Source organism: Pseudoalteromonas gelatinilytica, from assembly GCF_001641615.1.
GTDB classification, from domain to species: Bacteria; Pseudomonadota; Gammaproteobacteria; order Enterobacterales; family Alteromonadaceae; genus Pseudoalteromonas; species Pseudoalteromonas gelatinilytica.
Map to the genome: position 1 here is coordinate 152,623 of NZ_LRRU01000017.1, position 23,443 is coordinate 176,065.

At 35.6% G+C, this 23,443-nt stretch carries 14 protein-coding genes; 1 reads left to right on the forward strand and 13 read right to left on the reverse strand.

What is annotated here, in order from left to right; all coding sequences use genetic code 11:
* Window positions 1-904: 904 nt before the first annotated feature.
* The 12 genes from NH153_RS08405 to NH153_RS08465 form a co-directional block, all read right to left on the reverse strand.
* On the reverse strand, window positions 905-1,351 hold the full coding sequence (locus tag NH153_RS08405) for an antitoxin Xre/MbcA/ParS toxin-binding domain-containing protein (RefSeq protein WP_063702786.1): 447 nt from the start codon (window positions 1,349-1,351) through the stop codon (window positions 905-907).
* Between the two features lie 56 nt (window positions 1,352-1,407).
* Window positions 1,408-3,573: an AAA family ATPase gene (locus tag NH153_RS08410; RefSeq protein WP_063702788.1), complete on the reverse strand. Its 2,166-nt coding sequence runs from the start codon at window positions 3,571-3,573 to the stop codon at window positions 1,408-1,410.
* Window positions 3,570-4,034, reverse strand: a complete 465-nt coding sequence (locus tag NH153_RS08415; RefSeq protein WP_063702790.1) for a hypothetical protein — start codon at window positions 4,032-4,034, stop codon at window positions 3,570-3,572. The genes NH153_RS08410 and NH153_RS08415 overlap by 4 nt, the downstream gene beginning before the upstream one ends.
* Window positions 4,027-4,713: a hypothetical protein gene (locus NH153_RS08420; protein ID WP_063702792.1), complete on the reverse strand. Its 687-nt coding sequence runs from the start codon at window positions 4,711-4,713 to the stop codon at window positions 4,027-4,029. The genes NH153_RS08415 and NH153_RS08420 overlap by 8 nt, the downstream gene beginning before the upstream one ends.
* Window positions 4,706-7,975, reverse strand: coding sequence for a hypothetical protein (locus NH153_RS08425; RefSeq protein ID WP_063702794.1), 3,270 nt, complete (start codon window positions 7,973-7,975; stop codon window positions 4,706-4,708). The genes NH153_RS08420 and NH153_RS08425 overlap by 8 nt, the downstream gene beginning before the upstream one ends.
* Window positions 7,968-9,332, reverse strand: coding sequence for a tyrosine-type recombinase/integrase (locus tag NH153_RS08430; RefSeq protein WP_063702796.1), 1,365 nt, complete (start codon window positions 9,330-9,332; stop codon window positions 7,968-7,970). The genes NH153_RS08425 and NH153_RS08430 overlap by 8 nt, the downstream gene beginning before the upstream one ends.
* 462 nt (window positions 9,333-9,794) lie before the next feature.
* The gene (locus NH153_RS21840) at window positions 9,795-10,607 is read right to left on the reverse strand and encodes a reverse transcriptase family protein (RefSeq protein WP_063702798.1); all 813 of its coding nucleotides are present in this window, start codon (window positions 10,605-10,607) and stop codon (window positions 9,795-9,797) included.
* Window positions 10,608-11,340: 733 nt separating this feature from the next.
* Window positions 11,341-14,814, reverse strand: a complete 3,474-nt coding sequence (locus tag NH153_RS08445; protein ID WP_063702802.1) for an ATP-binding protein — start codon at window positions 14,812-14,814, stop codon at window positions 11,341-11,343.
* 1 nt (window position 14,815) lies between these two features.
* Window positions 14,816-17,074 (reverse strand): hybrid sensor histidine kinase/response regulator, encoded by a 2,259-nt coding sequence (locus NH153_RS08450; protein ID WP_082874019.1) that lies wholly within the window; start codon window positions 17,072-17,074, stop codon window positions 14,816-14,818.
* 9 nt (window positions 17,075-17,083) lie between these two features.
* Complete coding sequence (locus NH153_RS08455; protein ID WP_063702804.1) at window positions 17,084-18,352, reverse strand: ABC transporter substrate-binding protein; 1,269 nt, start codon at window positions 18,350-18,352, stop codon at window positions 17,084-17,086.
* A gap of 84 nt (window positions 18,353-18,436) precedes the next feature.
* The gene (locus tag NH153_RS08460; RefSeq protein ID WP_063702806.1) at window positions 18,437-19,360 is read right to left on the reverse strand and encodes a GGDEF domain-containing response regulator; all 924 of its coding nucleotides are present in this window, start codon (window positions 19,358-19,360) and stop codon (window positions 18,437-18,439) included.
* Complete coding sequence (locus NH153_RS08465) at window positions 19,351-21,462, reverse strand: two-component system response regulator (RefSeq protein WP_063702808.1); 2,112 nt, start codon at window positions 21,460-21,462, stop codon at window positions 19,351-19,353. The genes NH153_RS08460 and NH153_RS08465 overlap by 10 nt, the downstream gene beginning before the upstream one ends.
* A gap of 202 nt (window positions 21,463-21,664) precedes the next feature.
* On the opposite strand from NH153_RS08465, the gene NH153_RS21610 reads away from it, so the two are divergent.
* Entirely contained in the window at window positions 21,665-21,871 is a 207-nt protein-coding gene (locus NH153_RS21610; RefSeq protein WP_082874020.1) for a hypothetical protein, read from the forward strand.
* A gap of 72 nt (window positions 21,872-21,943) precedes the next feature.
* Here NH153_RS21610 and NH153_RS08470 read toward each other — a convergent pair whose 3' ends face one another.
* Entirely contained in the window at window positions 21,944-23,140 is a 1,197-nt protein-coding gene (locus NH153_RS08470) for a methyl-accepting chemotaxis protein (RefSeq protein WP_338052258.1), read from the reverse strand.
* Window positions 23,141-23,443: the final 303 nt, after the last annotated feature.

The following is a 23,443-nucleotide window of genomic DNA, read 5'->3' on the forward strand; positions in this document are numbered from 1 at the left end:
TACACAAGACACTGCCTATTACTACCACCGAATAGAACAACTTCGTGTCATTTGCAGCTATAGACGAGACAAACACAGAAAACCTGACAAAATATTTTTAAAAACTTAAAAATAATTTTATTTCATTGAATTTTAAGGATTAAAAAGAGGTGGAACGCAGCTATAAAAACAGCTGTAAGCTTTAATTTTGGATTTTTACAGTAAGAAAATGGTGGCCCCTCCCAGACTTGAACCGTTATGTGGTATTAAAAGACTTAAAACCAATACTGACTGTAGCTAGCAAACAGTTCTGATGCATTGATTTAAGAAAGATGGGCACGTGTTTCTGAACTAAAGTTAAGTATGCACCAAAAGTGCGTACTTAACTTATAACGTTTGTAATTACCAATTTAATTGCTCACTTCATTAACTAGCAAACTTCTAAGACATTATGTTTTTTGGCTAGTCTAATTGCGCCTAATTTCAATTGCTTTTAGAGAACCAATTTTTCCTTCTGGCGAAATAGCTGTATACCGGGTACAAAAATTACCACTACTACCGGATGTAGTATTTATCATTTTACCTATTTTCCACCCAGAAGTAATAACTAGACCCTCAAGTGCTTTTGATGGCATCTTTAAATCTTCTCCCTGTTATATGCACATGATACATGTGAAGCTTCACATGATGTTTTATTTTCTTCTTTCAAGTAAATAAATTACTTAACAATAGATTTATAAAATATCTGAACACAATTTGCTTATGAAATCGATACATTAATTTTAATAGATTAGCTATCAAACACTATGAACAATTATATTTTTACAATAAGTTGTAATGAAAATATAGAATTGACAAAAGGTTACATCAAGGAAGGAGTAGGTCTAATATGAAAGGTTACTGCTTTTGAGAAGATAAAATTCGTTTATGCTGTAAAGCCATAACGCAGCTTAGTAATAGCACTTTTTATCAATTCACGACCACGAATTGTATGAATAACTGAATATGGTTTATGGCTATTAAATTGAATATGAGGTGTATTCAACCATTGATTCCAAATATCTATGCTATCAAAGTATGAAGTCCCGAAAGCACATAATTTCGCAATTTCCATTAAATTTTCACTTACTTGTTTATCTAATCTATGCTCCATATTAAGTCTTAATTTTCTCTCTTTTGTACCTATAGCCTCAGCAAAAGCTCTTATCTCCCAACCAAGAATGTTGACGAAAGCATTCAGAGCATTCGGAGTGACTCCTAGTTCTACGAAAGCAATTTCAGCAAAGGGATCTGAATTAGCTGTTAATTTACCATCCGAGATTACAGTAATGAAATCTGGTATATTTTCGCAACGAGAATTAACATTCTTCATTTATTTTACCTTTACCAATAAATTATCATTAATGAATATGCGACATATCGAAAATATTAATCAATATTAAACCCATGAATGATCGTTTCTGAACGAGGTAATTTCTTAATTGCTCTTTTGAAAACCTCATACTCACCAACAAAAATTGCACGTTTCTTGCTTCGAGTTAGCGCAGTATAAATCATACTACGCTCCAGAAGCTTAGACTCTTTAACACAACAAATAATAGTATTGTCATACTCTGAACCTTGAGATTTATGAATAGTTATTGCATACGCCAAATTAATCCCTAACTCGAAGCATTGCTCTTTAGACAACGTATAAACTCTATTATTAAACTCTGCAATAATATTTTCTGTATTTTCATGAAATTCAACACCAATGATACTTCCTGTCATTCCATTAAATAGCTCTAATTCGTAATTATTGGAAGTAACAATGATGGGATCATTTTCTTTAAGAATACTACTACCTAGTTTGATGCTTTGATCTTCATCACCTTGATTGCACACGAACTGCATCGACTGATTTATAGCTTTGGTGTTATCAATCATCGAATGAGAAGCATGAGGGCTGATAACTTGACCAATATGAGTTTTAGAAATTTCAATTATTTTCTTTATAAGATCTTTTTGATTCGGCTCGCATGGAACAAAAAATACTCCTTCGTCTTCTTTGTTCCATTTCGGAATATTACTGATAACTCCATTGCGAATTGACATTGACAATTGATGTATTGGGCTACCTTGGGTTTGTCGGTGAACTTCCGTTAAGTTTGAAGTTGGCAATCGGCCTACACAAACGTGAAAGAATAAACCGAATCCAACAGGGCTTAATTGACCTGTATCACCTACTAACAGTAAAGAAAAATTGGTGTTTTCTAAATGTCTTAAAAGTCTACTGGCTAGTGAAATATCAACCATGCTAGCTTCATCAATTATAATGATCGGCTTATGCATTTGCAGAGTTGTATTAGCATTGGCTAATTGTTTGATGAAGCCATGAATTGTAAAAGTTATATCATCACGTCCAGTTGCTTCTCTAGCTCGCTCTTTGGCTTTGCCTGCTAGAGCAAGAATATACACGTTTCGAGAAAATCGTTCAGCAATATCAACAACAGCTTTAAGTACAGTAGTTTTGCCAGTGCCACCATAACCAGTGATAACAGATATCCGGCTAGTTAATGACATTTTCACTGCTGATTTCTGTTCATTTGTCAGCGGATAACCAACATCTCTGTGATTTTGAACACTGTAGAGTTCAATTGCACTCACAAGTTCTTTTACTTTTACTCGTGTTATTAACCTTTGCTTTTTAAGATTACAGATTTGTTCTTCTAACAGGGCTTCAATATATCCAACACCTGCTGTTTGAAAGTACTTTTCTTTATTTTTTGTAAAGAAGCAAACGGCACGGACTTTACATGCTTCATCAATCGCATTTTTACTATTTTCTATGCCTATCAGACTAGATACGTTTGATTGGAGATGGGGCTCTGACATAGCTGTATCGCCATTCATCAAGTGCTGATATAAAACATACTCAACAGCCCCAACTTTTCGCTCTATTGATTCATTGGAGAATCCAAGTTGCAGCGCAGTTTTGTCAATTGCATTCCAGAAGTTTTTTGTAATTGAACCGAAGGCTAATAAACCATAAGGGTTACTCTGAATACGCTCTAAAGAATTGTATTTGCATACTTTAATTATTTTCTTCGCAAGAGAAGGATCTAAATGATTTTCCATGAGGAAATGTGCAAGTTTCATTTCTTCATGCAAGGGATTCCATCTAGAGCAAAGAGCTTTGGCTATAGGCAGGGCTATAGTGTTTGCAATAACGGAGTAATCACCCGCATCCAATAAGCGAACTAACTGACTGGAGCCTATTTTTTCTATTAATTGTTTTACTTTTTTAGGGCCTAAGTGAATACCTCTGAAGTTAGGATGTTTGATTAAAAGGCTACTTAAGTAATTATCTGCAGGAAGTGGAACTATTATGCATTTGCTGACAATGACATTCTTTCCATACTTTTCTGTGCGAATTATTTCACCTTTTATGGACCAAAATTCTCCTGACCCAGGAGTTCTAGTCAGTATTTTGTAATTTGCGCGAAACTTGAGTGGATATTTTCGTCCCAATACTGTTCCTGTAAAAATTGCACCACCAAAACTTCCTGCATAGACACTTCCGATTTGAACTGTTTCATTAAAGGAGCTTCTCATGAAAATGCTCTTCTGCCTGTTTCGAGAAAGTGTTCAAATTTATGTGCATCTTCTTCTTTGCTATTTCTTAATAAGATGATTTCCTTTTGCGCTAACGCCAGCTCTTTTCTTAGCTGTTCAACTTCGGCAGTGGTTCTTTCCAATTCTCTTTCTAATTTCGATGCATTTTGAGTAACCTTCTTGGTTTGAGCCTCAAGCTTAGATTCTGTTTCTTTTGTAGGAGAAACCTCTGTACCAATTCTTTCCAAATCTGATTGAAATTGTCGCCCCATTAAAGATTCTTTATTTTGAATCACTCCTCTTTTAAAACCGCACTCTTTGGCAATAAGAGAAATATTAGCATCACCAAACTGATTAACTGGAAACTTAGTATTTGTTGCCAAGAGATTTGCTACATATGCAGCATAATTATCTCTATTTATTTTAGCCTTTAAGTTTGGGGATAGTCTTTCCTTAGTCATTGCTATACCCCTTGAATACTTGTGAGTCTTTAATTTTAGTCCTTTTTAAAAGTTTGGAATCAACAACTGTTCGATCACTTCCTTGATGTATTACGTTAGCTATACCCTCGTTTTCTAAAATTAGTAATCCTTCAGTAGCTTCAATGATAAACATTATAACTTTATGACAAGCATCAAGAGCTTCCATCTGATTATAATTATTATCTTCGAATATAGCTGAGTTTTCCTTATTTTTTGAAGAAGCAACAAGATTTTGACTATCAGTATTTAAATTTAGATCAATAAATTTATTCAGAGCTTTGATTTCATTTCGAAGATTTACTAACTCAAGCTGCTCAGTTAAAAGCTGAACACTCTGTGAAGTTAAATCACGTTTTTCAGAGTTAACAAAATAGCTATCGAGTAAATATCGATACTTTCCATTTTTTCTCAGCAGAGTAGATCGGTCTATTTTCCCTTCACCTTTTTTTGACATTGATGCTGCATGACTTTCTTCAATATCAATCATAGAATTAAAGGTTTTTACGGTATAGTCTGCCAAGACACTTACGTTATCAAAAACAATATGTGAGCTTTTTAAAGAGCTTAATATTTCCTTAATCTTACTTATTCGATTTTGCACTTTAATATCAACAGATGTCTTGAATCTATTAGTCCCCTTACTTGCCCCCCTAGCCATTTTGTAGATCACTCAGTCGGATGTTGTTTAACTTATGATTTTCAAGTGGCTTTCTCAAATTAATAATTACTTCATCCTTTGATATCCCTTCTTTCTCTGCAATATCTCTGACAAGCCCACGTAATTCATCGATGAGACAAAATGTTTCAGTATTTTGTAAAAGCTGTTCAAATTTCTGTTGGTTTATGAGTATTCGATTTCGAATATGTAAAATTTCAGCTTTCAATGATGGCGTAAAATACTCTTTAAACATCTTTGCATCATTCATTCTTAACAAAAACTCAGTGGCCTGAGGGCTTTTTTCTTTTGTTTTAAGAAAGCTCTTGTGCAGCATAAAAGGTTTAGCAACAACATAATTGCTATTTGAAATGTGAGATTCTTCACTTTTTATGAATTCATCGTACTTAACTTGCAAAATTTGATAAGTATGAATCCAAGCAGCTAATTCCATTGCGACTTCATTTTTTTCGCGATCTAGTTTATCTATGCTCGATTCATCACGCACTGATTCACTATTCAATAGATTAATTTGAGACTGATAACTTTTCACTTCACTATTTAATTTGCGTATCTCAGCTAAAATCCGCGGCATATGATCTATTGTTTTTATTGAGTAATAACATTGACCACACTTATATTTACCACAATCGGAAAGAATGTCCGTAGGACATTGGCCATTAAATGGGCAAATATGTGTAGACATAAAAGACATATTAGAAGTTGGGGTTACATCAATTAAGTTGATACCACTTTTAATTTTTCCTTTATCTGACTCGGAAACCTCACTAAATGAAGTACCACCAAAGACCCGCCTAATTAGACTCGGTTCTGTATCTACAACCTCTTTCAGCTTAGTATTTACTTCGATACTTTTTGTATTTTGAAAATTAAACAGGTCATCACTTGTAGAAATATTGCCACTTCTCAAGCTTTGTGACTGACTCTCTAATATTTCGAGAACATCATCTTTATCGAGCTGCACATAGTGATGTAAAACTGCTAATGATTCATGACCAGAAATAAACTCAGCAATAACCCAAGGCGGCAGTACTTTAATTTTCTCACTAATGACAGATGATCGCGTACCGTGAGGCGTGTAATCTGTTTCATAATGTGTCGCTAAAGAAAAAGAATCTTTGATTAAATCTTTTTCGAGTTGATCAAAGTTATCATCTACAGTAATTTCTTCCAGAAAATTTAAGTCATCTTGATTTTTAGAGTCATTGTATAGCTCTTCATTATTCTTATACTCATCAATAAACGTAGTCATGGATTCTGGCAAAGGGTTAAGAGGCTTAGCATTAACCTTTTTCATCGCAACATGTAAATCAAAAAACAATTGAATATTGCGATACAATGTAACAGTTCTAGAATAACTAAATGGCTTACTATCGCCGACAGAGGCCAAGTGAAACAATGGGCGAATTTTTTTGTAAGGCGAATTTTTATAGCCGTTGTACACCAACTCTGGGACAACAATATCAAGAGAGTCTTGAAAAGACTTCAAGCGCTTTAAAAGCTTAATAACTCTCGAGCTGACGAAAGGTGTCCAGCCAGACTTTTTGACCTTATCTGTAGATACTTCAATAAAATCAGAATCTAAATTTAACTCAGACAAAACACTATCAGTCTCATCTTTTAAATGCTTATCGAAAGTATCTCTATCTAGCCATCTGATATGTCTATGTCTTAGTCCAGTTTCTAATGCGACAGCCAGTAGAAATAACCCTTGAAAACAAGGGTAATCATATAATTTACCGTCACGCTTTGAGACAACATTTGTTAGTAGGCGAGAAGGTATTGCTTTGATCGGTATAATTTTGCCGTCGCTGTCATAGTAAATCGGAGTAAAGCCTAGTTTTTGAGTATCATAGTATGAAAATTGATACGATAACTGTCTTTCATACTTTCCCGAGTCAATTAAATAATAAAAGAACTCACATAGTGCATGCACAAGTGAGTGAATTGCAGCAAAACACCGAGAGGGAAAGATTTTCTTATTCGTTCCCTTATTGTTTTTTTTGCTGAGAGGAAAGTCATGTTTTGAAATAGGGTTAATGAAACCGGATGTATACTCATTTCCTTTTTGCTCTTCGAGCCACTCAAAAAATAAAGAAATTGATTTTAAGTTGTTGTAATACGATGATTCACCATTATTACCTTTGATGCTAGTTAATAATGATGGGATATTTCCACCAAAATCTTGGTTTCCATCAATGAAAATTCGATTAAAACCTATAGGACAGGAAGGTACCGCTTTATCTCCTGCTGATTGAAATAAATCTACAAATAAATATTTATTAAGTAGGCCAAGCGCCCTCGTATCATTGCGTTCAGTAGACATAAAGTTTCTACTTCGATATTTCAAATATGCTCTTTGCAGCTCAATCCAAGTCGAAGCTTTTTCATTGTTATCATTTTTTAGTAAATCATCGATGTTATGAATTGTGAGAGAGCGATTAGTATTTAATAAAAAGCTAATTCTATCTATATCAAAGTTACATCGATCAGGTGCATATCGATATAAAGTTGTTAATACATGATGAAACGGTAGGCTGTAATGTGGTGAATGATATGCAGAATCATTGATTTTCTTTTGATACATAGCTTTTGAAAACGCGATTACCTCATCAATATCGATATCTTCAATTTTATACCATGTCGACGCGATGAAAATCTTATATGCATAATCTCGACAGTAAGTATTATCACTATCTGGTAAATATTCAGATAAGTCATCAATTTTTGAAGATTTATTCATAAAGCAATTTCTGAAAAGCGCTAATAGCTCTGGATAGATCTCTATTGCATGCTCAAACCAAATACGATTTTTACTAGATTTCGGGAATGCGTATGAAGTAGGTAATAAAATAGCTTTTCTAGCATAAAGCGCATAAAAGAAAACTCTCAGCCCTGACTTAATCGGTTTAAAAAAAGCTTTGGTAAATTTAGCTTGATTACTATTAGGAATGTAAGGCAAGAACTTTCTAAAACTATTTAACGAGATTGAGTCTTGAGGTTCATCACTTATAGCAAATACATCATACAGCCATTGCTCAGTAAATAGCTCTGAGTTCAACTCATGGTTGTGGTAAAATTTGTAAATTGCACATCTGCTGTTAGTCTTCGTCGTAATAGAGCTAGCTGAAACTTTCAGATCCCCACGTATAACATTGAAAGTATCTCTAAAAGCTAAATGAATAGCATCTGATAACTCTTTATTAGATAAAAGTAAAATTAACTCATTAGTAGCATTAAACACTTACAGTCTCCTTATTATTTTTTTGGGGTAGGAGCTTTTCTAGTTTTTTTAATTCTTTTTCATGATATTTAATTCTGATTTCATGAATATTAATTTTTTCTCTCGAAAACATTTCTTCATTCGCATAAGCAATTTGGGCTAACAATAGATCCTGATCTGCTTTGGCATATACTTCGGTTGATTTAATTGAAGCATGGCCCATTAAAATTTTTACATAAGATATATTTAAGCCATAGTCACCTTGCGGCAGTGGAAGATAATTCAAAGTATATACACCGTAGCTATGTCTAAGAGAGTGAATTGAAATACCTTCAATATTTCCATCACAAGAGACACTAGCGTGCTTTTTAAATTGTTTTTCTCGACTACTGCGATCTGATAAGAAATAAGGTTTTCCCGTCTTTTGGTTTTGGAAAATAAATTTATGGGGCATCATATTATTTCTTTCATATCTGAGGTACTTCTCAAGGTTTTTAAAAAAGATCGACTTAAAGGGCTCAATTAAAAATGTCATTTTCGTTTGTCTACCTTTCCAGCAAAGTTGCTCGGCTTCTTTTTCTGAAAGCCCTTTTAGCCTGCTCTTATCTGCCCAAGGACTGTTTAGCTCAACTTCATAATTCATTTGATTGATATCTGATATTGTGAGCTGAAGACACTCGTGGACTCGACAACCTGAGGCTGCTAAGAATGCATATATAGTCTTATCTCTGTAACTCGTAGCAGCATCAATAAGCTTTGCGATACAATCAAGAGGAAAGTGTCTGACATTTTTTCTCGACCGGTCTACGACACGCTTTAGAATACCAAGCCTGACTTTTTTAAGCTTATCGGGGCTTTTAGCTATTACACCTCCTAGCAAACTATTTTCCTTTACTTTTTTTGCTTCAAAAGTAGTGACATCACGATATTGAATTTTGAGTATTCTGCTGATTTTTGGGTTTTCGAATGACCCTATTTTTAATTCGTAGTATTGAATAAAACTCGTTAATGCTGCATTTATAACTGAAATCGAAGAATATGCTGTATTTTTATTCTTTTTATTTTCTATAGCAATTTTTTTAGCCAGTTCAATATCTGAATCAACACCGAAAGTCAGGTATGAATTATATGAATATATAATATCTTCAATAATAGAATCTGTTATGGTTCTCTTTACTGACTCTATTTCATAAGCACGATGCAAATAGTTAAGAAAGCGTAATATATGCTCAAGATAAACTTTAATTGTACTTGATGAATAACCTCGACTTTTTAAATCACGAGCATACAAAGCAATTGAAGGATAAACAGTACCACTTTCATCTGTCACAACAGCATCCAGTTTATTTCCAATAAAATAAAATTTTTTACGAAGCATTCTAATTTCTACTCAACACAGAAGACAAAAAGAAATATAACAGCAACTTTTAAATTTGCAACCCTTTGATTAGAAAGAATATTTATGACAAAAAAAGATATTTTCAGATTTTTTAAAGATGTTAATTAATACAAAATTAAGATATAAAACAAAACAACTGCTTATAAAGTAATTTAGTTAACTTAGATGAAAAGGTAAGTGAGATTAGAGTAAAAAATTTCTCGAAATTATTTTAATGAGTAGCTAATTAAGAGAGTATTTTCATGTTATTGACCATATTTTTATAGTTTAAAATGATAATTATAGATTGGGAGGGGGGGAGGAGGTATTAAAAATTAAGAATTCTCTTCTCAATTCATAACATTGAAAAGGTAAGCAAATTAGCTCACCATTATTGTTTGTGAAGATACAGTTAGACAAACCCGCTTTTGAACAAGAGGAAGTTGGCTCACCGACCATTCATCATTTCTCCAACCTTAATAAATGCCGAAAGATTGATTCGTAACGTCTGCTAACCTGAGAAGCGGAACTTAACATCCCGAGTAGCTTCGCCTTGTTTTCAGGTTTTAGGCGTCCTTCGATGTACTCGACGTATAACTCGTGGATCGCTTCATGGTGCTTATTTTGGACCTGTAAGCCTTTATCGTTAATTGCGACGCCTGTCACTAGCTTGGTCTTTTCCGGAGGGCGAGAAAACTCTTTATGATACTGATAACCGTAACCGTGTATTAGCTTCTTAACCTCCCATATAAAAGCCCCTGAGACAGTCTTTCCTGAAAACGTTAAGTCGTCCACATAGACCGTAAAGGTTATCTGATTAGTAGCGGACAACTCGCCTATTTTTTCGAACATCGGCAAAGACGAAAAGAACGCTAAGATCTGACTTAAAGGACTCCCCGTCGGGATATGGCCATTAACACACGCTAGATTTGTAACTATTTTTGATACATCAGGTGAGCAGAATAAACAGGACCTGAAAAACTGATAGACGGCTTCTCGTTTCGTTGACAGGTAATATTTCTTAATATCGAGTTTTACCAGCGCGGAGCCTTCTTCGTGGGCCATGGCATTCGTTATATGAGATTTTTTCTTGACCCCTGAATGTAGGTATTCAGGAGTTTCAATTCGCTGTAAGAGGTTAAATAGCCTCTTGTGGAGCTGCTCTAAGGTTGGCTTCGGGACTTGGACTTCTCGGCTTTTACCATTCTTTTGAATAGTGAATATTCGAAAATTATTTTCGTTTTCGGATAAGCTCCGTAAGGCTTTAAGGTCCATACCGAGTAACTCGGCTAGCTTCTTTTTTGCCTGTAATCTATATAAGGGCGATTGTTCTTTGGGATAACGGTTCCGTGTTCTCAGTTTTTATTCCTCCAACGATATAGTTATCTAGAGGTCCCGAGCCATCACCCTCGACGAGCCACTCCAAAAAGTTGCCTATCGGGTCCTCAACCCATCTATAAAATCTATAGAAAGCCAAGAGTTTAGTAAGCCATTTACATGGCTTGACTAGATGTTTAACGACTTTACGTCGCTTTATTCGGGTCTGTTCTTCTTTGCTTGGGTCGTCTGTATTAGACATAACTTTATCCTCATGGTTACCGGGGCGATTGCCACCGTCTCACTCGTAACTTAAGGACGGGAGAAAAGAACAGTTTTTATCCTCCAGATTCCAAGACCGTTCGTTTCTCACCGAACGGCCTGCACGTCATTCATTGATACATGTCATACGAGTAATACGGCGACACGAAGAACGGATAAGCGCGCAAAGGGTTAGGGTTTTATCCCTTCGGAAACTAACGTTTCCCAATAGTATGAGATTATTCCCGCTTTCCAAGTAACATCATTATGGGGGGCGTTTGTTTATTAATCAATACAAGGGAGTTAAATTTCTCTAACTCATTTTTGGACAAAAATGAGTTAGAGCCAACGGGCGGCTCAATACAATTTCATAAGGTGGTAACGCTCTTATTAGATATTAGACCTCGCCTCTTTTAGGCTTAAGCTGAGTTTACTTGTTAGAAGTTGTACTTTTTTTAACATCCTCTACTAACCTAGGTATCATTTGTTCAACAGAGGCTAGCTGAGTGCCGATATCCAAATTACCTTTCTCTGCTATCACCTCAATATCAGAGAATAACTCTCTTAATTTGTTAGCGCTTATTTCACCACACATCCCTTTTAACGCATGCGCTATTTGACGAACTTCTTCACTATTCCCTTGTTTGTGTTGCTCTATTAGTTCCTGCACTTTAATAGGTGCTTTTACAACAAACACTTCACAAATTTTGTTTAGTAAGACTTCTTTATTTAATAATCGTGCAAGGGCTTGTTCGCGATCCCATAGCTTTTCTTCTTTGAGTTCACTTTCTACTTGAGGTATTGCTCTAGGTTGCTCCTCGTAGCTTGATAAAGACCATTTGACGACCTTTTTTAATACTTTAACTGCTTCAATTGGCTTACTCACATAATCACTCATCCCCACGGCTAAGCATTTTTCCTTTTCACCTGCCATCGCGCTTGCAGTCATTGCAATGATAGGAATATCAATAAAAGACTCTCCAGCTTTTCCTGTGCGTATTTTTTCACACACTTGATAACCATCTAAAATTGGCATTTGGCAATCCATCAGTATGCAGTTTATTTGCTTCTCATTTGTGTTGTAATGATTTAAAAGTTCAATTGCATCCTGTCCATTACTTGCTGTTAAAATATTGATTGGCAGCTCATCTAATGCGCCTTTAGCAACCTCAATGTTTATTTCGTTATCATCGACAATCAATACCGTACACTCTTTTAATTGCTCAGTGATATCACCTGAAAGTTCAAAGCCGCTGGTTTCAGAAAGTAGATATAATGGCTCACTTTTCGGCACTTCGTAGCCCGCTACTTGCACCAGCTCTGTTTGGGTTATCGGTTTGGTGATTTGAGAAACTTTTGATGCAATACCTTTAGGGAGTGGGTTTCCTGGTTGATGAAGTGTTATAAACTGAGCGCTTTGGTTATTTTTGCTTAAAACTTCAATGATTGAACCTATGTTATTAGTAGTATCATCTTCATAGTCTAAGAACACGTAGTCAAAAGCTTTGCTTTTATGTGCACCAAGTTCCGCCATAGAGCATGTGCTGACAATACCTCCCTGTAAACTGATTGCCTTATCTAAAACTTCCCAAATATTCTGATTACTGCTCGCCACCAAAATTGCTTTATTCTCGTAACATTTTACAGGAACCTGAATGCTTTCTGCATTGCAGCGAACTTTAATATTGAAGGTGAAAACACTGCCCTGATTTAAAGTTGAACTGACAGAGATGTCTCCATCCATTAATTGGCATAATTGTTTACAAATAGACAAGCCAAGTCCGGTCCCCCCAAACTTTTCTGATATTGCTGTACTTGCCTGCTGAAACGCATCAAATAATTGTCCTTGTGTACTAGGCGCGATCCCTATTCCAGTATCTTGGACCTTCACTTTTAAATTGTGTGTACCTTCTGATATGCGCTCAGAACTAACAATGACTTTGATATAGCCTTTGTCAGTAAATTTTATCGCATTACTGATTAAGTTATTTAAAATTTGGGTGAGTCTGAGCGGATCTGTTTTAACATTTTCACAGTTTAAGTTACTGGTATCTAAGTATACATTTAACCCTTTATCAAACGCTCGAATAGCACTCGATTCAACTAGCCTTTCAATTAGCAGTTGTAGATTGATTGTTTTAAGATTTAGATCAAGTTTACCTGCTTCGATCTTTGATAAATCAAGTATGTCATTAATTAATAGATTTAAGTTTGACGCACTTAGATCCATCATTTCAACAAGGTTTCGTGATTTATCAGACAATTCTTCTCGTTTTAAAATATTTAAAGTACCAATAACTCCATTTAGCGGAGTACGAAGCTCATGACTGATGTTCGAAATGAATGCACTTTTTATATCGCTATGCTTAATAGCATCATCTTTGGCCTCTGCAAGCGCTTGAGTACGCTTTCGAACTTTCGCTTCTAGTTCTGTATTTAATCGTTTTACTTTTATCTCTGCATCTTTTTCTTTTGTTATATCTCTAATAATTAAAGCAAGTCCTATTAAGGTACTGTGTTCAGAAAAAACGGGGCTAACAGATACAGCGTAATGAAGCGTTGTTTCGCCAAATTGCTCAGATAATTCATCTTTAATTTGTGATTTAGAACTTTGAATATCATTAATGTAGGTGTGGGTGGGTAATTTTGAGAGAAACTCAATGTCTATTGCTGGTTTCCCTAATGCTGTCACTTTAGAAATTGATAACAAACGCTCCGCTGTATTATTTATACTTGTTAACTCCCCCTCTAAATTTAACCCAACGATTGCATCGATAGACCCATCAACTATCGCAGACGCTTCTCTGCGGGCTTCTGCTAGTAACTGACTCCTCGTTGCATTCCTATAAAACATTATAAGCAATATAGAAGTGAAAACACCAATAGCTGCTAGGAAGCTATAAGTAATTTCTCGCTTCTCATTAATTAACATTTCTATGTACTTTTCAGGCACTAAAAGATTAAAGTTGATGTAACCATACTTATTTCTAGGCCTTGTATTCACTTTTGTAGAATGTACATAAAACTGCAGTTCAGGGTTAAGTTTTGAAGTTACCTTATAGAGCCCCTGATATTGAACTTTCTGACTATAAACTTTATCCCACGTTATTTCAGGGTTTAAGTCTCTTGAAAATTGATATTCTTCTACAGGATGGTAAATAAAGTCACCTTCAGAGCTACTAATGACTAACTCCGAGTAATCGAAAACTGTCTGTTTAAGATTATTAATGAGTGAATTCGCATTTACATTCATAATTAAAAATGCATATCGCTTTCCTTTATCACTAAAGATGGGAATAGAAAAACGTAACATTGGCTGGTAAGGAAAAACAATTTCACCAAATTCTTTATTTAAAGTAAGTGGCGACATGTAAATTTGATTCGTTTCAAGCTGAGAGCTTGGTAAAAAGTATGGCTCACCGCTTTTAGCTTGCAATGAGTAATCAGGTACAGCCTCTACAGATGCACCTACCCGTTGCACGCGTATTAACTCTTTACCCTCGGCTGTAACAGCAACAATACGAAGTTGCTCAACTGCAAGGTTATTTTCCATAAAACCAATAAATATGGTTTCTAGACGCTCTTTCCATTGGTTGTATGTAGTACCATCGTATGGATCAATTCCATCATTAAATTCCGCTCTTGGTAAACCAGATATGGGGGGAGTCGAGTATAAAAAGCGGAGATCAGATTTTGACTCAGCAATTGAACTAGTTACTATTTCTTTTAAGCGCTCTTGAGTCTCAGTAAACTCTTGGTCAATTGAGCCTAAAACATCATTTTTAACGTGCCCTTCAAAAAAATAAACTGCGAATAAGCCAAAAGTGCAAAACACAAAGGAAACTACTGTTAAAAATACCTTCGAACCAACAAAACTTGCACCACCTTTATCATGAATATTCATACTATGTCCGTTCGATATTTGTTCTACACCACTTTAGCAAGATAGATCTTAAAGCGTCATACTCGAGTGGCTTTGCGATATAATCATCCATTCCGGCATCAAAACAGCGTTGCTTATCTGCACTTAATACATTAGCAGTTAAAGCAATAATCGGCGTTTGTTTATATGCTGATAACTCTCTGATTTTTAAAGTGGCTTGCGGACCATCTAATACTGGCATTTGCATATCCATAAAAATGATATCAAATACACCTAGTTCACATTGCTCAACAGCTTCCTGACCATTATTTGCCATATTTATAGAGGTGATATTAAATTCATTAAGCATTGCTTCAATCACTATCTGATTAATGTCATTATCTTCAACAACAAGGGCATTAATATTAGATAAATCTATATCTTCTTTAGGTTTAGTTAATAAAACATCTTTGTGATCTAAGTCCATTGAAGATAGTATGCGCTTTGCTTTTAAATCAAAATAAAAGTGAGATCCCTCTCCCAATACACTTTCAACTTTAAGTGGTGCTTCCATCAAATTTAATAATTTATTTGATATAGTAAGGCCCAACCCTGTACCACCAAAACGTCTTGTAATAGACGTATCTGCCTGAGAAAATGCTTCAAAAAGTGTACTCAAGTGCTCACTTGCAATCCCGATCCCTGTGTCTGAGACATTAAACGTAAGCTTTACTTCATCAAGCCCAATCTCTTGTATGTTTACTGTTAACGAAACACTGCCTCTCTCTGTGAACTTTACAGCATTCCCCAGCAGATTAATTAATACCTGCTTTAAACGTGTTTCATCGGCCAAAAACGCCAGCTTTTCAACTTCCGGAGTTGTAGAGATATAAAGCTGAATATTCTTACTATCTGCTTGTTCCTGAAATAGGCGCTCAAGCTCCTCTAAAAGATAGCTTAAATCTACTGGTTCAGACTCAAGTTCAATTTTTGAAGCCTCAATTTTACTCAAATCAAGAATGTCGTTAATAATCACTAATAAGCTAGCACCTGAAGACTGTATGAGGTGTAGCATTTTGCTTTGCTCTTGTGTGAGTGTCGTGCGGCTCATCTGGCGAGCCATGCCTAAAATACCATTCATCGGTGTTCTAATTTCATGGCTCATGTTTGCTAAAAACTCTGACTTAACTTTTGTTGTATGCTCAGCACTTTGCTTCGCTTCAGATAGGTCTTTACTTAGCTCTCTAAACTTATTAGCTGCCTTGGCTAAAATACCAATTTCGTCTTTTCTTTTTAAATCATAAATTTGTGCTTCCAAATCTCCGTCTAAGAAATGTGTGAAGCTATTTGTTAAGCGTTTAATCGCACGTGTAATTTGCAAGTGAAAGAATGCTGATAAAGAGACAATGTAAATAACAACTATCAAAGCAAGTACATTTAAAATGCTTTTTGTCATTGAAACCGTCTTTTGAGCATCCCGTTTTATTTGTTTTAGCTGAGTTAATGAATCTTCCCTTAAGCTATTCGCAAGCGTACTAAATTCAATTGCATCTCCAGCCATTACTACATTTACTAAGCTTAAATAGTTTCGATTAGCCTGAACACTTTTTGAAAAAGTATTTCGATAGCTATTAGACAAATCGATCATATTTTTAAATTTAGATTTATCTGCAACGTTTTTAGATAGCGAGTTCAGTATTTTTTCAACTTCAGCTCTTTTAGCATAATCTTTTTTTGTTAAAAATTGATAAGCATCACGATGCAGCATATGCCATAGGTTAAGGTACTCTGTAACAAACAACTTCTCATTTGTATCAGTAGCCTTCGCTTTTAAATTTTCAAGAAGTGAAATTGCGTTCAAATAAATTTGCGGTAATTCTTTTTCAATTAAGTCATTCCGTCGTGTAAAGCGAAATGTCAGTACTTTTAAATTAGCGCCATAACGACTTACAAGCTCCGTCATACCATCAAGATGAATTTGAATACTTTCTGCGCCTTTTACTACATTAATTTCAGCTAATCGCTTTTCAATACTGTCAAAATTTTCCATGATTTTTTTAAAAACGGGTGCACTACCTGATGCACCATAAACTGAGATATCCCTTTGCATCTCAACAATATCTTTATTAATTTTTAAAATATCTACAGCATAGTTGCTAATCTTACCGATGTTATTAAAAGAGTCCTCAATCGTTTTAAGCCTTTGATTCATAATCAAATAACTCGCGCTCATAGCGACTAAGACAAGCACCATTGCTAGCGACATTTTGACAGCAAGAGATTTTGAAAAAAAACTTAACAATTTACTTCCTTATGCGTTAAGTAGTTCATACCACTTATCTAAACTGTAATCATAATTTGGCATCACAGTATTCCAAACCGCAATATTCGAAAACCGTTTAATATAACTGCCACCATCCCTTATTTCGCCTGCTTTAATAGATACTTTTCCATCTGTTCCCTTCAAGTCAGTTGACGCTTCTTGTCCTTCATACCAATAGTTCCACTCAGGTTTAGACATAAGCGGTTGGCTACGACTAGGGTTAGAAATGTAATATCCTTGCCTTGCTATAAATGCACCTGGGTAGCCAGATAACCACCAGTTCATATACTCATACGCAGCATCTTTAACATGCCCATGGGTATTTTTTGATAAACACATAACTCCATGCCATGCTCTGTAACCTTCTTTTGGCGATGCATAAGTTACTGGAATGCCTTGCCCATTTAGCGCACTGACACCTGGTGAGAACATACTTTGAATGGTCACTCGGTTCATTTTCATAAAATCAACCGATTGCGGTACTGACGTCCAAAAGCCTGAAAAATGACCTTGGCGTTTCTTTTCAAATAAAACGGCAAATAATTGGTCAATCTCGGCAATAGTCATATTGCCGAAATCATTAAATTTCATTAATCCTTTAGCTTGAGCAGCGAGAGCAGCGTCAAAAATGCCTATTGTTGGTGCATTGACTAATGCTACTTTCCCTCTATTCTTTTCATCTAATAACCATGCCCAAGATTCTGTTTCGTAAGGAATGCCTTTTTCAATAACATTCGTGTTATAGCCAAATGAATCGACATTATGTACATAAGGCATGAAGCTAATTAATTTGGATGGTGTTTCTCCTAACGAACCATCCGGCTGTGCATAAAGAAGCTTATTTGGTGAATCGCCTGCACCTAACTTTGCATCCGGTACAATTTTGCCAGTCTTGGTAAGCGGGTTTATTTCATCCCAATAAACGAGTCTATCAACCTCGATTGGCTGGATTGCATCAGCTTGCCACAAAATATTAATAGAGTCAGACCATTGTTCATACAAATCAAAAGAGCTAGGGTCTGCTGCTGCTTTTTGCAAAACTGAGGCACTACCCATAGGTGAAAACTCAATGTTTATACCTAGTTCGCGCATTGCTCTTTGTCTAAGCTCTTCTTGCAACGTAACATGTGTTCCCATTACACGAAGGGTTACTTTGTTCTTTGCAAAAACATAAGGGGCTTTAAACGCAAGTGTTGATGCCGCAGCACCAACACCGAGTGTTTTTAGAAAATCTCGACGCTTTTGGGAATGTTCCATTGTATTTCTTGGTAAGTTAACAATCTCCAAAGTATAGGCTATGTTCCTGAGGTTTCTACAAAAAGCAGTAAAAAAAAACCTAAATCAATCACAAAAACTAAGCCTAAAACAGTTTCGCCCATCACTTTTAGCCGCATAAAGCGCTTTATCTGCGCAATTAATTAGCTCATCAAAGCTCACCTTATTTTGATGCTCATAGATAACCCCACCGATACTGACTGTCGCGCGGCCCCAAATAGACTTAACATGCGGGATATTAATCGTCTCAAGCTCAGTTGATATACGGTCACATATGAATTTAACACCTTCGAAGTCAGTGTATGGCAGTATGATAAGAAACTCCTCGCCACCATATCGTATTGCTATATCTTGAGGTCGTTGAATAGAACGTTCAATAACATCAGCAATTAGTTTCAGGCAAGCATCTCCTTGCGGGTGCCCGTATTGATCGTTGTATAACTTAAAGAAATCTAGATCAAGCATTAGCAAACTGAACGGTTTCTTCTCTCTTGAAGTTTGTTTAAAAACATTAGCAACTTCAAGGTCTAAATAGTGACGGTTAAATAAGCCTGTCAATGAATCTTTATAGGTAAGCTCTATTAGTTTTTCTAATCGAAGTTTATTCTCTAAATGATTTTTCGTGCGGTGTATCAATGTCGATGCAGTAATAGGTTTACCAATAAAATCAGAAGCACCAGCTTCCCAGCATGCATTTTGGTATTCCGTGTCGTAAGTCGAAGTGATGAAAATTATTGGGATATTTTCGAATTTAGCTTTAGCCTTAAGTCGCCTACAAATATCCAGACCACTTATATCCGGCAAATTAATATCTAGTAAAATCAAATCTGGAAGTAAATCCTCACAGGCTTCTAAAACAGCCTGACCAGAAGAGTATGCATCCACGGAAAAATGATCTTCTAAAATAACTCCTAAACTTAGCCTTACCATCTCATCATCGTCAACGATGAATACTTTACATTGTGATAAGGGCTTTAAACTTAAGGGCATAATATTCCTTCAGCTTTACTGGTTTGAATTAGATTACCAGCGTTCTCGAAACTCAATGGCTTACTAAGTAAATAACCTTGGCCTATTTGACAGCCAAGCTCTTGCAATCGTTCTTTTTGCTGTAAAGTTTCAATCCCTTCAGCCACAATTTGGAGCTTTAAAGAATGAGCTAGTTCAATTATAGTCGTTACAATATTGAGCGCTTGCTCATCGTTAAGCATATCATGTACAAAAGACTGATCTATTTTTAGTATATCTAGTGGGAACAACCTTAAATATGAAAGGCTGGAATACCCAGTTCCAAAGTCATCAAGAGCAATACTGACACCCATACTAGAGATAAGCTTTAATTGACTTACAGTATAATCAAAATTTTCAATCAAGGCCGATTCTGTCACTTCTAATTCTAAATAACGGCTAGGTAATTGCGTTCTTTCAAGAATCTCAGCAACAGTATCTACAAGTTTAGTATCTGTGAACTGTTTAGCAGATATGTTTACTGCAACTTTAATAGGGAGACCTTTATCAAGCCAATTTTTTGCAGCAATACAGCTTTTTTCTAGAACTTGTTCTCCTAAGCGAAAAATAAGCCCTGTCTCCTCGGCATATTCAATAAAATGAACTGGAGAAATAAAGCCGCCTTGCCCATCTTTTAAACGAACTAAACTTTCTACACCAATAAGTGTGTCAGTGTTTAAATCATATTTAGGTTGGTAATGAACGTCGAGATCATCTTCATCTAATGCCTTTCTAAGTTTATTTCCAACCTCAAGGCGTCTATTCATTTCAATCTGTAAATCGTCACTAAAGTAAAAGTAACTATTTGCAGATTCATTCTTAGCTTTATACATTGCAGAGTCTGCATGACGAAGCATCTCTTCAACGCTTGAAGCATCGTCGGGATACACACTTATACCTAAACTTGCTGTAAGCACATGTTGTTCACCACCAGACCTGAAAGGTTTGCTAATAACATTGAGAACTTGATTAACAAGAGGCTCTAGGCTTAATGAGTTAGCTGAATGAGGAACAACGAGTGCAAACTCATCCCCACCAACACGTGCGACAGTAATATCGTTACATGCAAATAAATCTAAAGTATGACCAATATGGGCAATTATCTCATCACCAACGTGATGGCCTAATGCATCATTAATAAACTTGAACTTATCTAAATCAAGTAACATTAAACTTAATTTAGAGTCATTAAATTCTGCTCTGGCTATGCCTTGCGTGAGTCTATCATGCAGTAGCACTCGATTTGGTAGTGAGGTCAATTGATCATGATGAGATAAATAAGTCATCTGCATAGACATAGCTAAAGCTTCGCTTACATCTTGAAACACCATAACAGCGCCGCATTGATTATGGTTTTTATCAAGGATAGGAGCTGCGCTGTCTTCAACTCGATGTTCAATTCCTTGCTTACTTATTAGTTGCGTATTTAAAGCCATAGCAACAGGTCTATTTTCATTTAATGCAACGACTAATGGGTTAATTGATGAAGCTTTGGTCGTAGCATCGACTAACTTCATCACCTCTTCAATATGGCGACCTTTCGCTGCTGTTTGTGACCACCCTGTAAGTCTTTGCGCTACAGGGTTCATATACACAATATTTGCCTTTTTATCAGTAGAAATAACAGCATCAGCAATCGAGTCAAGAGTGATTCTCAACTGTTCCTTTTCAGCAAAAAGTTCTGCTTGAGTCTGTTGCAATATCTTTTCTTGTGACCTGATTTTTATATGATTTTCAATACGAATTCGACATAGTCTGAGGTTTAAGGGTTTTGAAATAAAGTCTATCGCGCCAAGAGACAATGCTTTTTCTTCTATCGCAGGATCACTGTGAGACGTAATAACAACAGTTCTAATATGTGCCAGAGTAGACTTTTTCTGTATGACTTCTAAAATATCAAAACCACTGACTTTAGGCATTTCTAAGTCAAGAACTAAGATATCAGGCTTAATTTTTTCTATAAGTTGTATAGCCTCGGAGCTATTGTTAGAAGTTGTAATCTTACCAACATCCTCTAGGGCATGCTCTAACTGTAAGGTATTAATTTCTTCATCATCAATGATTAGAACGCTGCAATTGTCCATTTAAGTTTCCCGCAATACTTTGTACCTACTTACAATAACGCTAAAACAGTAAATTTGCGACACACTTTTTTATTAGTCTTAAAATATTATTTTTTGTATATTAAACTGGTATTTTTGAAAGCATTAGCTAGTTTTTAATTAATGTGTAAGTAATACATATTAACTATGTAATAAAACAAAATGGATAATTTAGGGAGGAATTTTGAAACATTATTACATTAACGATAACGCCCAAAACACAGGTGAACATGAGGTACATACAGAGTCATGCCCGTACTTCAACTTGATAACAGACCGCACTTATTTAGGTTTCTTCCATAGTTGCAAAGATGCAGTAGAGAAAGCAAAAACCAAATATTCAAATGTTGATGGTTGTAAGCATTGTTGCTCGCTTTGCCATACTCGATAGAGAAATTTATAACTGAGAGACTGACTTGATTTAGTCACATTGTTCAGTCTCTCTCAAGTTGTGATAGCTAAATTAAAGGTTTGTTTTAAATTGGCCTACAGCCTCAACGACTTCTTTTGCGCCTTTTTGAATGTCATCGATTACATTACCTGCACTATTAGATAAATCCAAAGCATCTTTGGCTTCTACTAGGCTAGATTCAATTTGGGTTACAGCGTCCTGAGTAAGTACTTTGTTTTCTGCAACCACACTAATTATTTGCTCTGTAGCTAAACTCGTTCTTGATGCTAATTGTCTTACTTCGTCTGCGACAACTGAAAAACCACGTCCTTGCTCACCCGCTCTTGCAGCCTCTATTGCAGCATTAAGTGCTAATAAGTTTGTTTGATCTGCTATTCCTTTAATACTTTCAACCAATTGAGAGACTTTTGCTGATTGTACATCAAGTTTATTAATGCCTTCGCTCGCAGTTTCAAGTTTCTTAGAAAGCGCATTCATAGTTGAGATAGTTTGCTTTACAACACCTAAACCATTTTCTGCATCAGAGTCCGTTTGTTTTGAGATATCGTAAGCAATGCCAGCTGTTTCTGAAATAGCTTGCTCTCTTCTCATTTGTTCTGTAATGACAGTCGCGAACTTAGCAACTTTATATAAATCTCCATTTTCATCATGAATAGGGTTATAAGAAGCTTCAAGCCATACTTCATTGCCATAACTATCTATTCTTTTAAAGCGGTCAGAGATAAAGCGCCCCCCCTTTAACTCTGACCAAAACTCTTTGTAAGAATTTGAATTTGCTTCTTCTGGATCGCAAAAGATACTATGGTGCTTACCTAGTATTTGGCTTTTAGAGTACCCCATTGCATTTAAAAAATTATCGTTAGCACTCAGAATTATTCCATCTAGAGTAAACTCGATTACAGCAGATGAACGACTAAGAGCAGCAAGCATATCTTCTTTCTCTCTCGAATGAGAGATAGTGCGAGTGAGCTCAGATGAGAAAATAGCTATATCTTCATTTACAGGTTGAACAATGCTTCTAAGCCACAATTCTCTATCAGTTTTCGTTTTTAACTGTAAAGCACCATGCCAATGGTTAGTTTTCTTAAGTGCTGACAAGAATTTTTGTGTATGAGGTTTATTTAATGACTTTTTTAAGATCAAGCTTTCAATGCTTGCCCCTTTTAGATCCTCAACTTCAATTTCGATTGCCGCAGCAAAACGATGATTTGCTTCTAAGATATGCCCACTTTTACTTAATAAAAAAATACAGCATCTCTTCTTTCAGTTCCTGCTTAATATTTTCATACTCGGCAGTTTGCTCTTTCAGATAAGCAATTTCAGATAACAATTTTTTATTTGTAAACCACATTTGGGGTGTTTCCCTTAAGAGTCAACTCAAAATTTGAGTGTTAAGAATCAATAGTTTAGACAGTAGATACTAAAAGTAAAGATATGACAGATTAAGGGCTCATATTATCACTTCAACTGGCCTTCAGTACGAAGTTAGTGAGCAATTGGATCTTTATGTTAGTTCATAAATAAGAGAGGTTATGTAAATAACCTGTTTCT

Bases quoted from the DNA above. Each gene is read 5' to 3' on its own strand.
- NH153_RS08405 (WP_063702786.1), bottom strand. From the start codon at position 1,351: ATGAAGAATGTTAATTCTCGTTGCGAAAATATACCAGATTTCATTACT.
- NH153_RS08410 (WP_063702788.1), bottom strand. From the start codon at position 3,573: ATGAGAAGCTCCTTTAATGAAACAGTTCAAATCGGAAGTGTCTATGCA.
- NH153_RS08415 (WP_063702790.1), bottom strand. From the start codon at position 4,034: ATGACTAAGGAAAGACTATCCCCAAACTTAAAGGCTAAAATAAATAGA.
- NH153_RS08420 (WP_063702792.1), bottom strand. From the start codon at position 4,713: ATGGCTAGGGGGGCAAGTAAGGGGACTAATAGATTCAAGACATCTGTT.
- NH153_RS08430 (WP_063702796.1), bottom strand. From the start codon at position 9,332: ATGCTTCGTAAAAAATTTTATTTTATTGGAAATAAACTGGATGCTGTT.
- NH153_RS21840 (WP_063702798.1), bottom strand. From the start codon at position 10,607: ATGGACCTTAAAGCCTTACGGAGCTTATCCGAAAACGAAAATAATTTT.
- NH153_RS08445 (WP_063702802.1), bottom strand. From the start codon at position 14,814: ATGAATATTCATGATAAAGGTGGTGCAAGTTTTGTTGGTTCGAAGGTA.
- NH153_RS08455 (WP_063702804.1), bottom strand. From the start codon at position 18,352: ATGGAACATTCCCAAAAGCGTCGAGATTTTCTAAAAACACTCGGTGTT.
- NH153_RS08460 (WP_063702806.1), bottom strand. From the start codon at position 19,360: ATGCCCTTAAGTTTAAAGCCCTTATCACAATGTAAAGTATTCATCGTT.
- NH153_RS08465 (WP_063702808.1), bottom strand. From the start codon at position 21,462: ATGGACAATTGCAGCGTTCTAATCATTGATGATGAAGAAATTAATACC.